Origin of the sequence: Nocardia sp. CA-145437 (genome assembly GCF_050956485.1) — a bacterium.
In the GTDB taxonomy this organism is placed as follows: domain Bacteria; phylum Actinomycetota; class Actinomycetes; order Mycobacteriales; family Mycobacteriaceae; genus Nocardia.
On sequence record NZ_CP191204.1, the window covers coordinates 145,293 to 160,888 of the forward strand.

Sequence of the window (15,596 nt, forward strand, 5' to 3'; positions counted from 1 at the left end):
TCTATGATGGTTGTTATCCGAACTGGGCGTGGGGCCGGGCCGGAAGACAAGAGGAATCATGACCGAGCTGCGACCTGGCGAAGTTCTCGCCGGGTATGTGATCGCGCGGCGGGTCGGGGCCGGGGGATCGGGCGTGGTCTACGCGGCCCGGCATCCGCGGTTACCCCGGCTCACGGCTCTGAAGATCTTGAAACGTGACGAGGTCGCCGAAGACGACGAGGTGTGGCGGCGTTTCGAGCGTGAGGCCGATATCGCGGCGCATTTCGACCATCCCAATATCGTGCAGATCTACGACCGCGGCGTCGCCGAGGACCGGTTCTGGATCTCCATGCAGTTCGTGGACGGCGCGGATGCCGGTGAGCTGCATCATATTTCGCCGGAGCGGGCATTGAGCATCGGCGGTGAGATCGGGGCGGCGCTGGATTACGCGCACGGCAAGGGCGTGCTGCACCGGGATGTGAAGCCGTCCAATATCCTCATCGCCGATCCCGAGAGCGGCCGCCCGGAGCGGGCGCTGCTCACCGACTTCGGTATCGCCCGGCTGCGCGACGAGACCACCAAGCTCACCCATACCGGAAATATCTCCGCCACTTTCGCTTTCGCATCACCGGAGCAGGTGAGTGGGAAACCGGTCGGTCCGCGATCTGATCAATACTCGCTGGCCTGTACGCTTTTCGTGCTGCTCACCGACCAGCGGCCCTTCACCGCCGACAATCCGCTGGCCTGGGTGCACGCCCACACGCAGGAGAAGCCGCGGCGGCTGAGCGAACTGAACCCGGCGCTCCCGGAAGCCCTGGACGACGTGTTCGACCGCGCCCTGGCCAAGGACCCGGAGGACCGCTTCGACAGCTGCGTGGATTTCGCCTATGCCGCCACCGAGGCGTACTACTCCGATCCGGCCCTGGCCGTCACCGCCCGTGCGCGCCTGTTGCATCCGCCGCCTCAGAGCATCGGAAAGCGAAGACGGAAACCGCTGTGGCACGGCCGGTTACAGCGGCGTGTGCTGATTCCGGCCGCCGTCGCCGCGGTGACCGCGGCGGGCGTGGGATTCGCGCTCGACCACGGCAACTCGCCATCTCCGCCGACCGCGCGGGGAATGGTGCCCGACCGGTTCGTGGGCACCTGGCTGGCCACCGAGGGCCAGACCAACTACCGGCTCACCGTGCAACAGGCCAAGATCGGCGACCCGGTGCTCTCCAACCGGGTGGACGGCGTGCTGCCCAACGGGTTTCCGTTCCACTGCGAATTCTCCGCCCCGCTCGACCAGGTGCCCGGCGACGGCGACCGGCTCATCATCGGCACCTCCGAGATCGTGGTGCGCGAGCCCTCCAACGCCTGCCGCGCCAACGGGCCGACCACCCTCACCCTGCTGCCCGACGGGCGGGTCAGCCGCAAAACCGATGTGAGCGGCCTGATCACGTACACCAGCGCCGACACCCTGATCTCCTCCTGGGGCCGCGAGGACGCCGCCATCGCCCGCGCCTTCCCCAGCCTGATCGGTCAGCTCGCCGCCAACGGCACCGCGGTCGGCTGGCAGGGCGGGTCCTGCCGTCCCAAGGATCCCGGCCCGGACGAGGCGGTCCAGGGCGCGCACCGGGTGCGCTGCAATGCCGAGGACGCCACCGGTCAGCCGCGCTTCGACTTCCTCGACTTCGACACCCGCCCGGGCAAATCCGTGGCCGCGCTGTTCTTCGGCGGCAATGCCCGCGTCACCCCGGTAACGCATCAGGACGTAGCGGGTGATCTCACCGTCACCACGGCGGCCTCGGTGGATCCGGCCGTCACCCGGGACAGCGAGAGCCAGCACGCGCTGGCCGCGGTCTCCTTCCCCGACGGCGATCCGCGGTCGCGTTTCGTCATGGTGCTGCACTGGCCCGGGCACACGGTGAACAACCTCCTGACCGACTGGCTCGACCGGGCTCCACTGAAGTAGCAGGGCTCCACTGACGTAGGTAGGTGCGCGATCATGGCCGATCCGAAGCCGGGCGAGGAGATCGCCGGATATGTCATCGAACGCTGGATCGGGGCCGGGGGATCGGGCACCGTCTTCGCCGCCCGACATCCCCGGCTACCCCGCCTGGCCGCCCTCAAGGTGTTCAACCGCGACGAGGTGGACGCCGACACCGAGGGCTGGCGGCGCTTCGAACGCGAGGCCGACATCACCGCCCGCTTCGACCATCCGAACATCGTGTCGGTCTACGACCGCGGCGTGGACGCCGGAAGACTGTGGATCGCCATGCAATTCGTGGCCGGCCCCGACGCCGACGGGCTCACCGGCCTGGCCCCCGAACGGGCGCTGCGCATCGGCGACGGCATCGCCTCGGCCCTCGACTACGCGCACGGCCAGGGCGTGCTGCACCGGGATGTGAAGCCCTCCAACATCCTGCTCTCCCCGGCCGCCGACGGCCGCCCCGAACGCGCCCTGCTCACCGATTTCGGCATCGCGCGCCTGCGTGACGAGACCACCCACGTCACCAAGACCGGCGACATCTCCGCCACCTTCGCCTTCGCGTCCCCCGAACAGGTCTCGGGCCGCTACCTCGACCCGCGCACCGACCAATACTCGTTGGCCTGCACCCTTTTCGTGCTCCTCACCGGCACCCGCCCGTTCCTCGCCACCGACCTGGCGGGCTGGATCTACGCCCACACCAGCACTCCGCCCCTGCACGTCACCCAGCTCCGCCCGGACCTGTCCGCGGCCTTCGACCCCGTCTTCGACCGCGCCCTGGCCAAACACCCGGACGAGAGATTCCCCAGCTGCGCCGATTTCACCGACGCCGCCTGGCACGCCTGGCAGACGGGTTCCGCCCGGACCGTCCTGAACCCGGCCGCGGCTGCCCCGAACACCCCACCGCCCGGCTTCGTCACCGACCCGTCCATCCTGCGCTCCCCCCGCACCGACCCCACCCTGCTCCGCTCCTCCCGCACCGACCCCACCGCCCTCGCCGGCGGCTACCGCACCAATCCTGGCGCACCGGCCTACGGCGTCGCCTACGGCGCGCGCACCGGATCCTTCGAAGACGCCGCGCCCCACCGGCATCGAGCCCCCGAACCCGTCCCGGTGTCGACGGGGGTGAGCCGCGGCGTGGTCACCGGCCTCTTGGCCGTGCTGGCCGCCGCCGTGATCGGAGGCAGCGCCATCCTCGTCACCATGAACCTCGAAAGCCACGGAAGATCTACCGGCACACCGCTGTCCGCCGCGGTCCCCACCGTCGCCTCGGCCGCCCCCACCGCCCTCACGACGGTTGCCGCCACCCCACCCGCCCCTGCGGGCCGCGTCCCCTCCGCCTTCGTCGGCGACTGGTCCGGCACCAGCACCGCCAACGCCGACCGCTACCGCCTCTCCATCCGCCAGGGCAACCTCGACGACGTGGTCGTCACCTCGACCGTCCTCCGAGACAACCGCCCCATCTGCGTCTTCGACTACCGCCTCCTCGGCGTCCCCGGCACCGCCGACATCACCGTGGGCGCGGGCAACCTGGTCACCGGCGACGCCGACGGCTGCCTGGTCCAAGGCACCCACGAACTCGTCCTCACCGACGGCCGCATCACCCGCGCCCTCTCCCGCAGCGGCGCCGTCACCTACACCCGCAGCAACTGAGCACCGAAAAGTCCTTGGCGGCACGCTGGTTCGCTCCGGCGCGAATCACGCCGGAGCAACCTACTACACCGAGGTGAGCACGCCGCCGACCCGCTGACGCGGGGTCAGTGCAGGAGGCCGCGGACGTCCCACAGCCAGACGCCGTCGACGTACTTGGCGGGGAAGCCGAGGAGCTGGTCCAGGGTCAGGCGGAGGGTGTCGGCGTTGTCGGTGGGGGGCAGGACGACGACGTCGGCTCGCCAGTAGCGGAGGTCGACCAGGGCGCGGATGCGGTCGGATTCGTCGATCGACGGAATCTTGTTGGACTGCTGGGCTTTCGTCAGCAGGGTTGCGGTGGGGCGGTCGTCGGGGCCGTAGCGGCCCTTCTTGGAGGAGCCGGTGGGGCCGACGAAATAGCCTCCGGCGAGGGGGAATTCGAAGCCGGAGTCGACCTGCCAGCGCAAGGCGCGGGCGTCGGGGGCGGTGGGCGGCGGGGCGATCACCACGGAGCCGCCCGAAACGTAGTGGCGCACCGTTCCGTCGGTGAAGAACGCGGGCGTGGGGGCGCGCTGGACCACCGGCAGGACGGTGGGCGTGAGCGGCAGCAAGGCGAAGACCAGGGCGGCGAACAGGGCCAGCGGGCGCCAGTCGGTGGCGGAGACGCTCCAGTAGTCCAGGGCGCGCTGGGTGGCCAGGACCAGCACCACCGCGATGGCGGGGATGGCGGCCATGGTGAAGCGGGACTCCAGGACCGAATTCAGCAGCGGCACATGGTCGAGCCACTTCCACGGCAGCACGATGCCGGTGTCGCCGAGGCCGATGGTGGCCGAGGCGCCCAGCGACAGGATCGTGAACAGGGCGATCACCGCGGCGGCGGCCCGCACCGCGCGTTCCCGCCACATGAGCGCGACGGCCACCGACACCACGATCCACAGCGGCCAGCCGAAGTACGAGTTCTCCTCGGTCGCGTTGATGGCCACGTTCTGGCCGTGCGAGAACAAGCCGCCCAGGGACTCGGACGGGAACTGGAACAGCGCCTTCAGGTCGTTCTTCATCGGCCCGTGGTCGATGGAACGGTAGGACTGCGGCCCGAAGAACTGCCACCACAGCGGAATATCGGTCAGCGCCACCGTGATCAGCGCCGCCAGCAGCACCGGCGGGGCCAGGCTGCGCACCATCCGCAGCCCGGCCTTCGGGGCGTGCAGGTGGTAGACCAGCGCGAAGAGACCGAACGCGAGCGCGAAGATGAGCAGCGGCTCCTCACCGAGCGCGATCTGCATCGCCACCAGCAGGCCCAGCACGAAGGCGTCCTTGTTGCGGCGACCGCGGGTCACCTCGGTGCCCGCGGCCGCGCGCCGCGCCATCCGAATCACCTTCAGGGCGATCACCGGCAGCAGCGCCAGCAGCACGAAATTCGGGTGGGCGTTGGCGTGCGAGATCATGGCGGGCGCGAACCCGCAGAACAGGCCGCCCACGGCCGCAGCGAATTTGGACGAGACCAGCTCGCGGGAGAACAGCCAGTACCAGGCGAACGCGGTGCCGCACAGGCCCAGCGTGAGGACCAGCACGAACGTGACCGTCGGGCCGAACAGCAGCGTGACCGGGGTGAGCGGCACCCCGACTCCGAACATGGCGGTATTGGCCATCATGTTCACGCCGTCGGGATAGTTCTGCAGCGTGGTGCCCAGCGGATTGTGCAGATGCGAGACATCGTGGGCGGTGACCGCGAAGAACCACTCCCACATGGTCTGGTCCTGGCCGCTCTTGATCAGGTAGCCGCGGTCGGCGTGCATCCACTGACCGGACAGCACCAGCACCGCCAGCGACAGGTACGCGCCCGCGACGAACAGATCGGCCCGTGCCAGGCGTAGCCGTGCGGCCGTACGCTGCGTGCGAGTCAGGTTGGGATTGGCCGTATTCGGCGTGACGCGGTCGAGAACCGCCACCGCCGAGTCCGTTTCGTTCCCCCGATCGGTTTCCCGCCCCTGTGCCAACGCATAACTCCTTGTGCCTTGCAATCAGCGGCCCACGCTACAGCTTCCGGCTGAGATTGCACGGGCAAGTCGAGAAGTTATCCACAGAATCGGACAGTTATCCCCAGGTTCCGCCTCATTTTTGGGGATAAGTGATCCTTGTCTCGCCCGATCTCTCAGACACGCACGACGAGGGTGAACGGCCCGATATCGGTGATGCGGTAGTGCCCGTCATCGAACAATGCCTTGGGCAGCGTAACCGTGATGCGCTTCACATTCGGATCGTTCGGATAGACGTCCTGGGACAGCCGCAGCGAGTAGCCGTCGCCGGAACGCCGGAACAGGAACGCGTCCGGCGCCCGCCACGGGCAGTGCTCGAGCGCGTCGGTCAGCTCCCGCGGCGTCTTCAGCGTGCTCCAGCGCTGGATCTCGGCGGTGCGCGCCGCGAAGTCGGCCAGCGGGTTCGCGTAATGCGAAGTGAGCGCCTGGAATCCGAAGTACGGGTAGATCGCCAGGAAGCTGGTGTCCGCGGTCAGCACCACGCTGCCGTCGCGCGGCCGCCCGGTCTGCTCCAGCAGTTTCGCGTCGATTTCGCGGTAGTAGGAAACCGCCGACGGAGCCCGCTTGTCGGCGCGATCCCCATGGCCGTCGGTATCGGTGTAGGCCGTGGTGATCTCGGTGGCCAGCACCGTCGGAATGCCCTGGCTGAACCCGATCGCCCCGGCCAGCGCCACCGCGGCCGCCGCGATCCGGAACCGGCTCGGCTCGTTCAGTGCCTGATAGACCGCCCGCGCCCCCTCGGCGAACGCGAACACACCTGCCGCCGACAGCAGCGCCAGCAGCGGCGACTCCAGCCGGAACGACAGCAGGGTGGTCCCGGCCGCCGTCGCGGCCATGGACAGCAGGCACCACAGGTAGATGGCGACCACGCCGATGCCCAGCGCCTGCGCGCGCCGCGAACTGCCCGCGCGCAGCACCAGCCAGATGGTTCCGGCCAGGCAGAACACACCCAGCAAATCGAACTCGGTCATCGGCAGCGGCAGCCGCGAACCCGTCTCGGGGAGGTAGTGGAACGCGGAGCCGGAGCCCAGAGATGCCTTGCCGGACAGGAACTTCAGTAGGAACGGGGTCCAGACTGCGAGTGCCAGCACGCCCGCGATGGCACCGATTCCGATGAGCCGGACCAGGATCGGCCAGATGGCCCGCCAGGTGTGCTGCGATCGGATGGCGAGCCCCGCGGCGACGACGGCCATCAGGCACACCGCGAAGACCGCGACACCGAAGTAGAGGCTGTAGAAGGTGGCTCCGAGGCCGAGGAACAGCCCGGTCCCCACCACAGCGCCCCAGCCGCCCGCGGTCGTCTCCGTGTCCTCGCCGGTCTCGGCGGGCCGGTACAGCGCGCCCCAAGCCAGTACCAGCGCGGGTCCCAGCAACAGCGTGAGCACCGCGCTATAGGCCTCGGGCGCACCGTAGGCCAGGGTCACCGCGGTGGTCGCGGCGGCGACAGCGACCGCCCAATCCGCGCGAATCAACTTGGACCACAGCACCAGGGCGACCGCCGAGGCGACCGCCAGACCGATGATCGCGAAGGGCTTGAACGCCTCCCACCCGGCCATGCCGGTCAGGCTCGCGAACCGGCCGCCCAGCCAGAACCAGCCCGCCGGATAGAACGGCGGCAGTTCGGCGTAGTTCATATCGCGCAGCGCCGCGCTGTCGGTCAGCCGTGTCAGATACTGCGTCCGGAACTCCTGGTCCACGGACATGCCGAACAGGTACAGCTTGGTCGCGGCCAGCGGCATCCCGAGCGTCACGGTCACGAAGGCCGAAAGTCCGCCCCAGGACAGCAGTTTCGCGACCCGCCCCCACGTGCGCAGGCGCAGCAACACGACCGCGACCACCAGCATGGCCAGTGCGGCCACCTGCCCGACGGTGGTGAGCGCCCGGGTCACGTTGGAGGAGTTGAACGCCGGCCAGTGCACGACCGAGAACGCCTCGAGCCCGATCGCGGCCACCACGGCCGCCACCACGGCGGCGAGCACGGCCTCCCCGGCCGCACTACCGGCCTGCCGCGCCAGCACCGCCGCTCGCCCGCTCGCCCGCTCGCTCATCCGCACCAGCCCTCCGCATTCGTGTCATGGACCGCCGGTCAGCCTAGCCAGTGCCGCGTGCGCGGACCTCTCGCCGGGGCCGACCCGCCGGAAATGAAAAACGCCGCACCCCGGGACCGGAATGCGGCGTTGATCGCAAACTCGCCTAGATGGGCAGCTTGCGGAAGATCGGACGCGGCACGTGCCGCAGGATCATCATGACGTAGCGGAAAACGCCGGGGGCCCAGACGATTTCCTTGCCCTTCTCCGAGGCGGACACCGCGAGCAGCGCGACGTCTTCCTTGTTCACGGTGAGGCCGTTCTCCTTGGCGTGCGCGGAGAGCCGGGTACGCACCATGCCGGGGCGGATGACCGTGACGCGCGGGCCGAACGGGGCGATCGCCTCGCCCAGGCCCAGGTAGAAACCGTCCAGGCCGGCCTTGGTGGAGCCGTAGACGAAGTTGAAGCGGCGCACCCGCTCACCGGCGACCGAGGACATGGCCAGGATGCGGCCGAAGCCCTGCGCCTTCATCTTCTCGCCGAGCAGCACACCCACCGACACCGCGGCGGTGTAGTTGATCTCGGCCATCATGACGGCCTTGCGCTGGTCCTGCCAGAAGATCTCGCCGTCGCCGTCGATGCCGAACGCGACGATGGCCACGTCGATATCGCTGGTGGCCCAGGCCGCGTCGATCACGGCCGGGTGGCTGCCGGTGTCGAGCGCGTCGAAGTCGACGATCTGGACCTCGGAGGCCCCGGCCGCCTTCATCTGCGACACGGCGTCCTCGCGCAGCGGGTCACCCGGCAGGGCCGCCAGGACGACGCGCGCGGGGCCCTTCTTCAGGTACTCGGCGCAGATCGCCAAGCCGATCTCCGAGGTGCCGCCCAGCAGCAGAATGGACTGCGGGTTGCCTACCGCATTGATCACTGAAGCTCCAGCCTTCTCGCCATATCGGACATGAAAACGCCTGTGGGGTCGACGCTCCGGCGGATCTTGATCCACTCGTCGATCCGGGGGTACATCTTGTGGAAGGTCTCCGCGTCGGTGCGCGAATCCTTGGCAGTGTAGAGGCGCCCGCCGAATTCCAGGACGCGGCGGTCCAGTTCGCGCACGAAGTCGTTGAGACCCGGGCGGACGGGGAAGTCGACGCAGATGTTCCAGCCCTCCATGGGGAAGCTCAGCGGCGCCGGGTTGCCCGGACCAAAGAACTTCAGCACATTGAGCGCCGAATGGTGCCCGGAGCGCTGGATATCGATGATGATCTTGGTGAATTCGTCCAGCGCCTCGGGCGGCAGCACGAACTGGTACTGAATGAATCCGGCGGAGCCATAGGCCCGATTCCACTCCGAGACCACGTCGAGCATGTGGTAGAACTGCGTCAAGTTCATGATCTTGCCGGTGTAATTGCCGCCGAGCGCGTAATACGCCTCGCCGACCATGCCGAGCGTGAACTTGTTCGCCGCGAAATTCGGGAAGATATCCGGCACCGTCAGCAGATTCGGCGCATCGAACTTCAGCGGGTTCTTCCGCAGCTTCTTCGGCAGCTCGTCCAGCTTCGCCAGCCGCCCGCGAGACACATTGGCGCGGCCCAGCTTCGGCGGCGCGCTGATCGCGTCGAACCAGGTGGAGGAGTAGGTGTAGTTCTCCTCCGAGCCGTCCTTGTGGACCGCGATGGTCTCTTCCAGACCGGTGGTCTTGATGCCGTCGGAGATGAAGTAGGCCGTCTCGGTCGGCGTCATCTCGATGGTCGCGCGCAGGATGATGCCGGTCAGCCCGTTGCCGCCGACGGTCGCCCAGAACAGCTTGGCGTTCTTCTTCGGCCCGATGGTCTGCACCTTGCCGTCGGCGGTGAGCAGATCGATGGACCGCACGTGGTTGCCGAAGCTGCCCGCGCTGTGGTGATTCTTACCGTGGATGTCGGAGCCGATGGCGCCGCCCACGGTGACCTGCCGGGTGCCCGGGAGCACCGGAACCCACAGGCCGAACGGCAGCGCCGCCTTCATCAGCTGGTCGAGGGACACGCCCGCGTCCACGTCCACCAGCCGGGAGTCCCGGTCGATGCGGTGGATGCGGTTGAGCGCGGTCATGTCGACGACCAGGCCGCCGGCGTTCTGCGCGTGATCGCCGTAGGAGCGGCCCAGGCCGCGGGCGATGACGCCGCGACGCAGGTGCGCGGGCTTCGAGTCGTTGTCCTCCGCGACCATGGCGACCGCCTTGGCGATCAGTTCCGGGTCGCTGGTGGAGAGCACTTCCGAGGTGGTGGCCGCGGTGCGTCCCCAACCGGTCAAGCGCCGGGTCTGCGTCGGCAGGTCGAACGAACCCTGCTGTGACACGGTGCCCTCTTTTTCTTTGCCGACTACGGGGCTGTCACCGTTCGAGCTGGGCTCGGCGGCGGCCTCGGTAGTGGTCTGAGCTTTCGTGGACATCGGCATAGAGGCTACAGGCATAACCGTTCCGAGGCTTGTGTCCGATGTCGCGGGCATTAGTCTTCTGCGTTGTGACCGCGGAACCCCATCTGCCCCTCCCGCCCGAGCTGCCCCTCGTCGACGAACCGGGTGGCACGGATGTCGATCTCAAGACGCAGATCATTCGCTTCCTGGCGACGGGCATCTTTTCCGCGGTGGTGGACTTCGGCCTGTACACCCTGCTTTTCACGGTGGTGGGCCTGCCCCTGCCGGTGGCCAAGTCGATCAGCTTCATCGCGGGGACCACGACGGCGTACCTGATCAACCGGCGCTGGACCTTCCAGGCCGAGCCGAATCGCAAGCGGTTCCTGGCGGTGATCGCCCTGTACGCGTTGACCTTCGCCTTGCAGGTGGGGATCAACCAGCTCTGCTATTACGCGCTGCCGGACGCCTGGTGGCGGATCGCCCTGGCGTTCTGTGTGGCGCAGGGCACCGCCACCGTGATCAACTTCATCGTCCAGCGCGCGGTGATCTTCAAGATCAAATAGGCGCGGTTCAGGATTCGACGAGGGCGCTGGTCTCTTCCTTGGCGCGGAAGTAGTCGCCGCCCTTGGCGCGCACATTGTCGGTGCCCCACTGCCGGGCCTCCCGCCGCGCGGGCACCAGGTGCGGGATGTGCTTGCGGCAGTGGATGTAGGCCTCCTCCACATCCACCACCACCCAGCGCTCGGGCATGCGGCCGCGGGACTCGGCGGGCAGATCCGGGACGCAGCGGCGCATGAGCGCGTCGTCCACGATGCGGGCGGTGCCGTTGACGTGCAGGCCGATCAGGTCCTGCACGAAGTCGATCATCAGAATGCCGACGTGCGGGTTCTCGAGCACATTGCCGAGGCTGGCCATCACGCCGTTACCGCGGTATTCGGGATAGGCGACGGTGCGTTCGTCGATCACGTGCAGGAACCCGGGATTGCCGGCGCGGAAACTGGCATCGCATTCGCCGTGCTTGTCGGCGGTGGCGATGAAGGCCATATCCATCCGGCGGATGAAATCGATCATCTGGGTATTGAGCCGATCCCGTACCTGATCGGAGTAAAAGCGCTCTGCTCGGTCCTCGGTGCCGTACCGATCCTGCAGTTCCCGCTCGCCGTCGCTGCCGTTTCTGACCCCGGGCATCGTGCGCCCCCTTTGGTAGCTGAAATACCGGATGGAAGAGGCTCGGCCACGAACTACGGCCACCCGAAATCCTATACGGTTTAACTATTTTCGTGTGGCGAATGCGTGAACCGGCATATCTGACCTGGTAGGGGTGCTTCGACTGATGCCGGACAAACCTTCCCGATGCGAGGATCCTCCCGGATGAAACTGCTCACAAGGGACCTTCGTCCCTTAGCTGTGGGGATGCTGCCGGTCATTTCCGGGGTGTGGGTATGCGAGATCCCCAGGGGGCGCGGGGATTTCGCATTCCTGTTTTGTCCATTTTGCAGACCTTCGCGCCGGGTTCGATCGTTTTCATCCCCCTAGCTGGCGCTGATCTTCGGTCCTCGAAACATAAATACCGAAAGGTCTTTTCGAAACGGCTCCGGAATCAGGCCCGCGTGAGCGTCACCGGCACCCCGTTGAACACCGCGTTCCCCGACGGGACATCCACCAGCGAATCATCGGTCAGCACATTGGCGTTCACCCCGGCATGGGTCCGGGCGACCGCCTGCGCGCTGTCCTCGTGTCCCCAGCCGTGCGGCAGGCTCACCACCCCCGGCATGATGTCCTCGGTCGGCTCCAGCTCCACGGTCACCGTGCCCGCCGCCGACTTCACCACGGCCCGCCCGTCCAGCCCCAGCCGCGTCGCGTCCTCGGGATGGATGTGCAGCGTGCACCGGTTCGACCCGCCCACCAACGGCGGAACATTGTGCAGCCAGCTGTTGTTGGAGCGCAGCTGTCGCCGCCCCACCAGCACCATCTCCGGCCGCCGGTCCTCCGCGCGCGCCCGCAGCCGGGCCACGTCGGCCAGCAGTTGCGCGGGCGCGAGCTCCACCTTCCGGGAGGCCGTCCGCAGCGCGCCGGGCAGCCGCGGGCGCAGCGGGCCGAGGTCGATGCCGTGCGGATTGTCCAGCAGTACTTGCAGATTCATCCGACCCGCCCAGTTCTCGGTCGAGTCCCCGGAATCGGGATCGCCCGAAGCGGGCGGCGCCGTGGGCGCGTTCGCCGCGGCCGCCCACTCGCCGAACGGGCCCAGCCGCAGCATCAGGTCCAGCCGCTGCTCGGTGGTGTTCGACCCGAGCAGTTCCCCGCGCCGATCCGCCATCCCGGCCTTGTGCAGGGTCCCGGCGATCACGATCTCGTCGACCACGGTGAGCGGATCCAGCCCCGGTTGGGGCTCCTGCCCGGACACCGCGAGCGCCAGCCGGGCCATCACCTCGGCCTCGGACAGCTCGTCCTCGCCGAGCGGCGCCACCGGCGGCGAGTAGCGGGCGTAGTTCCGCACCGCGAAATTGAGCAGCGCGAAGTCGTAGTGCGGGGACTGTGTGACGCGCGGAGGCGGCAGGATCACGTCCGCGTGCCGGGTGGTCTCGTTGAGGTACCGATCGACGCTCACCATGAATTCCAGGCCCTCGAAAGCGGCATCCAGGCGCGCGCCACTGGGTGCGGACAGCACCGGATTGCCGGCCACCGTCACCATGGCCCGGATCTGCCCCTCCCCGGGCGTCAGGATCTCGTCGGCCAGCGTCGCCACCGGCAGTTCGCCCATGGCCTCGGGCAGCCCGCGCACCCGGCTGCCCCAGCGCCCGGTCCGGAACGGCCGCGACCGCACGATGCCCAGCGCGGCGCCGGTCGCGAACATGGCTCCGCCGGGCGAATCCAGATTGCCGGTCAGCACATTGACCACGTCCACCAGCCACTGCGTGACCGTCCCGAACTCGGCGGTGCAAGTCCCGATCCGGGCGTAGACGGCGGCGGTGGGCGCGGCGGCCAGTTCCCGGGCCAGCCGCACGATGGTCTCGGCGGGCACCCCGGTGCGCGCGGCGACCAGCTCCGGCGGGAAACCCGCCGCGGCGGCGCGGATCTCGTCGAGCCCGTTCACCTCGACCCGGACGTCGGTCAGGTCCTCCGCGAACAGCGTGTGCACGATCCCGAACAGCAGGTAGGCGTCGCTGCCCGGTCGCACGAACAGATGCTCGTCGGCCAGCTTGGCCGTGCGGGTACGGCGCGGATCCACCACCACGAACCGGCCGCCGCGCTGCCGCAGCGCCTTCAATCGACCCGGGAAATCCGGTGCGGTGCACAGGGATCCGTTGGACTCCAGCGGATTCGCGCCCAGCATCAGCAGATAGTCGGTCCGGTCCAGGTCGGGCACCGCCACGGTGAGCGGGTCGCCGAACATGAGCCCGCTCGACACCTGCTTGGGCATCTGGTCGGCGGTGCTGGCGGAGAACAGGCTGCGGGTGGCCAGGGCCCGGATCAGCAGCGGCACGTACAGCGCACCGGCCACGGTGTGTGCGTTGGGGTTGCCGAGGTACAGGCCCACCGCCTGATTGCCGTACGCGGCCGACACCTGCGGCAGCCGTTCCCGGATCACCCCGAAGGCCTCGTCCCAGCTGGTGGCCCGCCAGGTATCGGTGGCGCGATCGCGAATCATGGGCCGGGTGAGCCGGTCCGGGTCGCCGTCCAGGTGGCCGAGCGTCGCGCCCTTGGGGCAGACGAAGCCTTTGCTGAAGGGGTCGGCGTGATCACCGCGCACCGACACGATGCGGTCGCTGCCGTCGAGGGTGAGTTCGAGTCCGCACACCGCTTCGCAGAGCGGGCAGGTGCGCAGCGCGGTCCGGGGGCTGTCCGTGACGTGGGTCATACCCAATGATCGCCCGGCGGCGGATCGGGCGAAACACCTGCGGCGGACGAATCGCGATGGGGGAGCAGGCAATCGCGAGACCTGGGCTGATGCCCGTTAACTCTCAATTCGCAACGTTCGGACCCGGATACGGCGAAACCCGCGAGCGCCGGGGAGCACTCGCGGGTTTCGAGTCGTTCGTGGAGCCGGTGTCAGGAGGCGATACGAGTCGCCTGCGGCCGGGCTCCTTTGGCGGCGGCGCGGACGCCCGCGGCGATGGCGACCACCGGCGGGATCCAGCGGGCCTCGTGCGGGGCGACGCCCCAGCAGGCCGCACCGGCGGACAGCTTGCTCGGCGGCAGCGGGATGCCCGCGCCGTCGGAGTAGACGACCACGCCGGCCTCGCGCAGCGCCTCGATGGCACGTGCGGCCTTGGCCAGGCCGGTGACGAGGTGGATCTCGCGGCGCTCGGCGCCCGGGATCTCGATGACCGGGCCGGTCAGGTCGTTGGCCCGCAGGTAGCGGCGCACGAACGCGGCGGTGTCGCCGGTGACCTCGATGCCCGCGATGTTCTCGTCGGTGACCAGGCAGACGCCATTGGCGGTTTCGGCGACCGTCCAGCCGCGCTGGATGTAGTCCTGCGCAGATTCCGCAACGGCTGACGAAAACGTCGTACGCACTGGTTTCTCCATTCCCCGGTAGATCTAGTTCCTGCTCTGGTGGCGTATCGGAGCGGGGGGTTCGGGGCGTTACACACCCTTTTTCACCTCGAGTCCGGTTCTGTTGCAGAACGTCGTTTGTCCAGTCCGCTTCGGCCGGAACGTGGCCGTGGCTCATCTGAGACACCCGGTTGCCGGACCGGCTCTCGCCTGCGACGACGCGTCAAGGGCGCTATCGCTCGGTTCGGAGCCCGTCATCAGCCGCCGGCGTGACGTGTTCTACAACACACTCTCTCGTCGCGCGGGCCTCCGGCGTTACCGGAGACACTGAATCGGCCGAAACCGGACACACTGAATCGGCCGAACGGGTCTGCGGGAGAGGAGATCGTCGGCATGGCCGAACAGCCGGGGGAGTCGGAACTCGAGGAGCTCGAGAAGCTCGAGGAGCTCATCGAGGAAGGCCGCTGGGCCGCCTTCAAGGAGGCCGCCACCCGTCGCATGTCCCGGCGGCTCGCCGAGGGTGAGGACGCCGAGGAGCCGGTCGAACCCTTCGCCAGCCCAGGAGCTTTCGGCGCGTGGTGCGTGGATGCCGCCCGCGCCCTGCTGGACCTGCAGTTTCACCGCGCCGCCACCCGCACTCTGCTGCCGCTGGCGTACCTGCTGGGCTTGGCGGGCGCTTTCGCGATCCCGATCGTGGGAACCGTAGGGCTCTGGCGAATCTCGGCGTGGCTGGGAATCGTGTTCGCGGTGGTGTTCGCGGTGCCGTTGGGCCTGGTGATCGCCGCGGTGGTGCGCCTGCTACTGGAGTTCGTGCTCAACGCGTCCCGGCTGGCGGCGCGGGTCGAGCATATTTCCGATATGGCCGACGATCTGTTCCAGGCGTTGTCGGATGTGGCGGAACCTGTCAATCAGCTGTCCAAAGATGTTCAGGCAGTGCAATTCTGGCGCTTCCGTCGGCGGTCTTCCCGGAAGTAGCCTGAGTAGCGGCCCGTTATGTCTCCGCCCAGAGCGCGTCACGCGTCCATGGATCGCTGAGTTTTCCTGTGCAACAATGCGATCGCAACACTG

The 15,596-nt window shown here is 68.4% G+C and carries 11 protein-coding genes; 4 read left to right on the forward strand and 7 right to left on the reverse strand.

What is annotated here, in order from left to right; all coding sequences use genetic code 11:
- The first annotated feature begins 58 nt into the window (after positions 1 to 58).
- Positions 59 to 1,933, forward strand: a complete 1,875-nt coding sequence (locus ACQPYY_RS00635; protein WP_433592412.1) for a serine/threonine-protein kinase — start codon at positions 59 to 61, stop codon at positions 1,931 to 1,933.
- Positions 1,934 to 1,966: 33 nt separating this feature from the next.
- Positions 1,967 to 3,601: a protein kinase domain-containing protein gene (locus tag ACQPYY_RS00640; protein WP_433592413.1), complete on the forward strand. Its 1,635-nt coding sequence runs from the start codon at positions 1,967 to 1,969 to the stop codon at positions 3,599 to 3,601.
- 104 nt (positions 3,602 to 3,705) lie between these two features.
- On the opposite strand, the gene ACQPYY_RS00645 is transcribed toward ACQPYY_RS00640, so the two are convergent.
- The 4 genes from ACQPYY_RS00645 to ACQPYY_RS00660 form a co-directional block, all read right to left on the reverse strand.
- The gene (locus ACQPYY_RS00645) at positions 3,706 to 5,526 is read right to left on the reverse strand and encodes a glycosyl transferase (RefSeq protein WP_433592414.1); all 1,821 of its coding nucleotides are present in this window, start codon (positions 5,524 to 5,526) and stop codon (positions 3,706 to 3,708) included.
- 203 nt (positions 5,527 to 5,729) lie between these two features.
- The gene (locus tag ACQPYY_RS00650) at positions 5,730 to 7,661 is read right to left on the reverse strand and encodes a galactan 5-O-arabinofuranosyltransferase (RefSeq protein WP_433592415.1); all 1,932 of its coding nucleotides are present in this window, start codon (positions 7,659 to 7,661) and stop codon (positions 5,730 to 5,732) included.
- A gap of 145 nt (positions 7,662 to 7,806) precedes the next feature.
- On the reverse strand, positions 7,807 to 8,568 hold the full coding sequence (locus tag ACQPYY_RS00655) for a decaprenylphospho-beta-D-erythro-pentofuranosid-2-ulose 2-reductase (protein ID WP_433592416.1): 762 nt from the start codon (positions 8,566 to 8,568) through the stop codon (positions 7,807 to 7,809).
- Positions 8,565 to 10,067, reverse strand: coding sequence for an FAD-binding oxidoreductase (locus tag ACQPYY_RS00660; protein WP_379103228.1), 1,503 nt, complete (start codon positions 10,065 to 10,067; stop codon positions 8,565 to 8,567). Before ACQPYY_RS00660 ends, ACQPYY_RS00655 begins: the two co-directional genes overlap by 4 nt.
- Positions 10,068 to 10,111: 44 nt before the next feature.
- Here ACQPYY_RS00660 and ACQPYY_RS00665 point away from each other — a divergent pair, with 44 nt between their 5' ends.
- Positions 10,112 to 10,594: a GtrA family protein gene (locus tag ACQPYY_RS00665; RefSeq protein WP_433592417.1), complete on the forward strand. Its 483-nt coding sequence runs from the start codon at positions 10,112 to 10,114 to the stop codon at positions 10,592 to 10,594.
- A 7-nt stretch (positions 10,595 to 10,601) separates the two neighbouring features.
- Here ACQPYY_RS00665 and ACQPYY_RS00670 read toward each other — a convergent pair whose 3' ends face one another.
- The 3 genes from ACQPYY_RS00670 to ACQPYY_RS00680 all read right to left on the reverse strand — a co-directional run bounded on the left by ACQPYY_RS00670 (position 10,602) and on the right by ACQPYY_RS00680 (position 14,549).
- Positions 10,602 to 11,219 (reverse strand): pyridoxamine 5'-phosphate oxidase family protein, encoded by a 618-nt coding sequence (locus ACQPYY_RS00670; protein ID WP_379103233.1) that lies wholly within the window; start codon positions 11,217 to 11,219, stop codon positions 10,602 to 10,604.
- A 412-nt stretch (positions 11,220 to 11,631) separates the two neighbouring features.
- Positions 11,632 to 13,890, reverse strand: a complete 2,259-nt coding sequence (locus ACQPYY_RS00675) for a molybdopterin-dependent oxidoreductase (RefSeq protein WP_433592418.1) — start codon at positions 13,888 to 13,890, stop codon at positions 11,632 to 11,634.
- A gap of 191 nt (positions 13,891 to 14,081) precedes the next feature.
- Positions 14,082 to 14,549: a hypothetical protein gene (locus ACQPYY_RS00680; protein WP_379103238.1), complete on the reverse strand. Its 468-nt coding sequence runs from the start codon at positions 14,547 to 14,549 to the stop codon at positions 14,082 to 14,084.
- A 372-nt stretch (positions 14,550 to 14,921) separates the two neighbouring features.
- Between ACQPYY_RS00680 and ACQPYY_RS00685 the strand changes: the two genes are divergently transcribed.
- Positions 14,922 to 15,503 carry a DUF4282 domain-containing protein gene (locus ACQPYY_RS00685; RefSeq protein ID WP_379103240.1) on the forward strand — a complete coding sequence of 194 codons (582 nt, stop codon included), beginning with the start codon at positions 14,922 to 14,924 and terminating at the stop codon, positions 15,501 to 15,503.
- Positions 15,504 to 15,596: the final 93 nt, after the last annotated feature.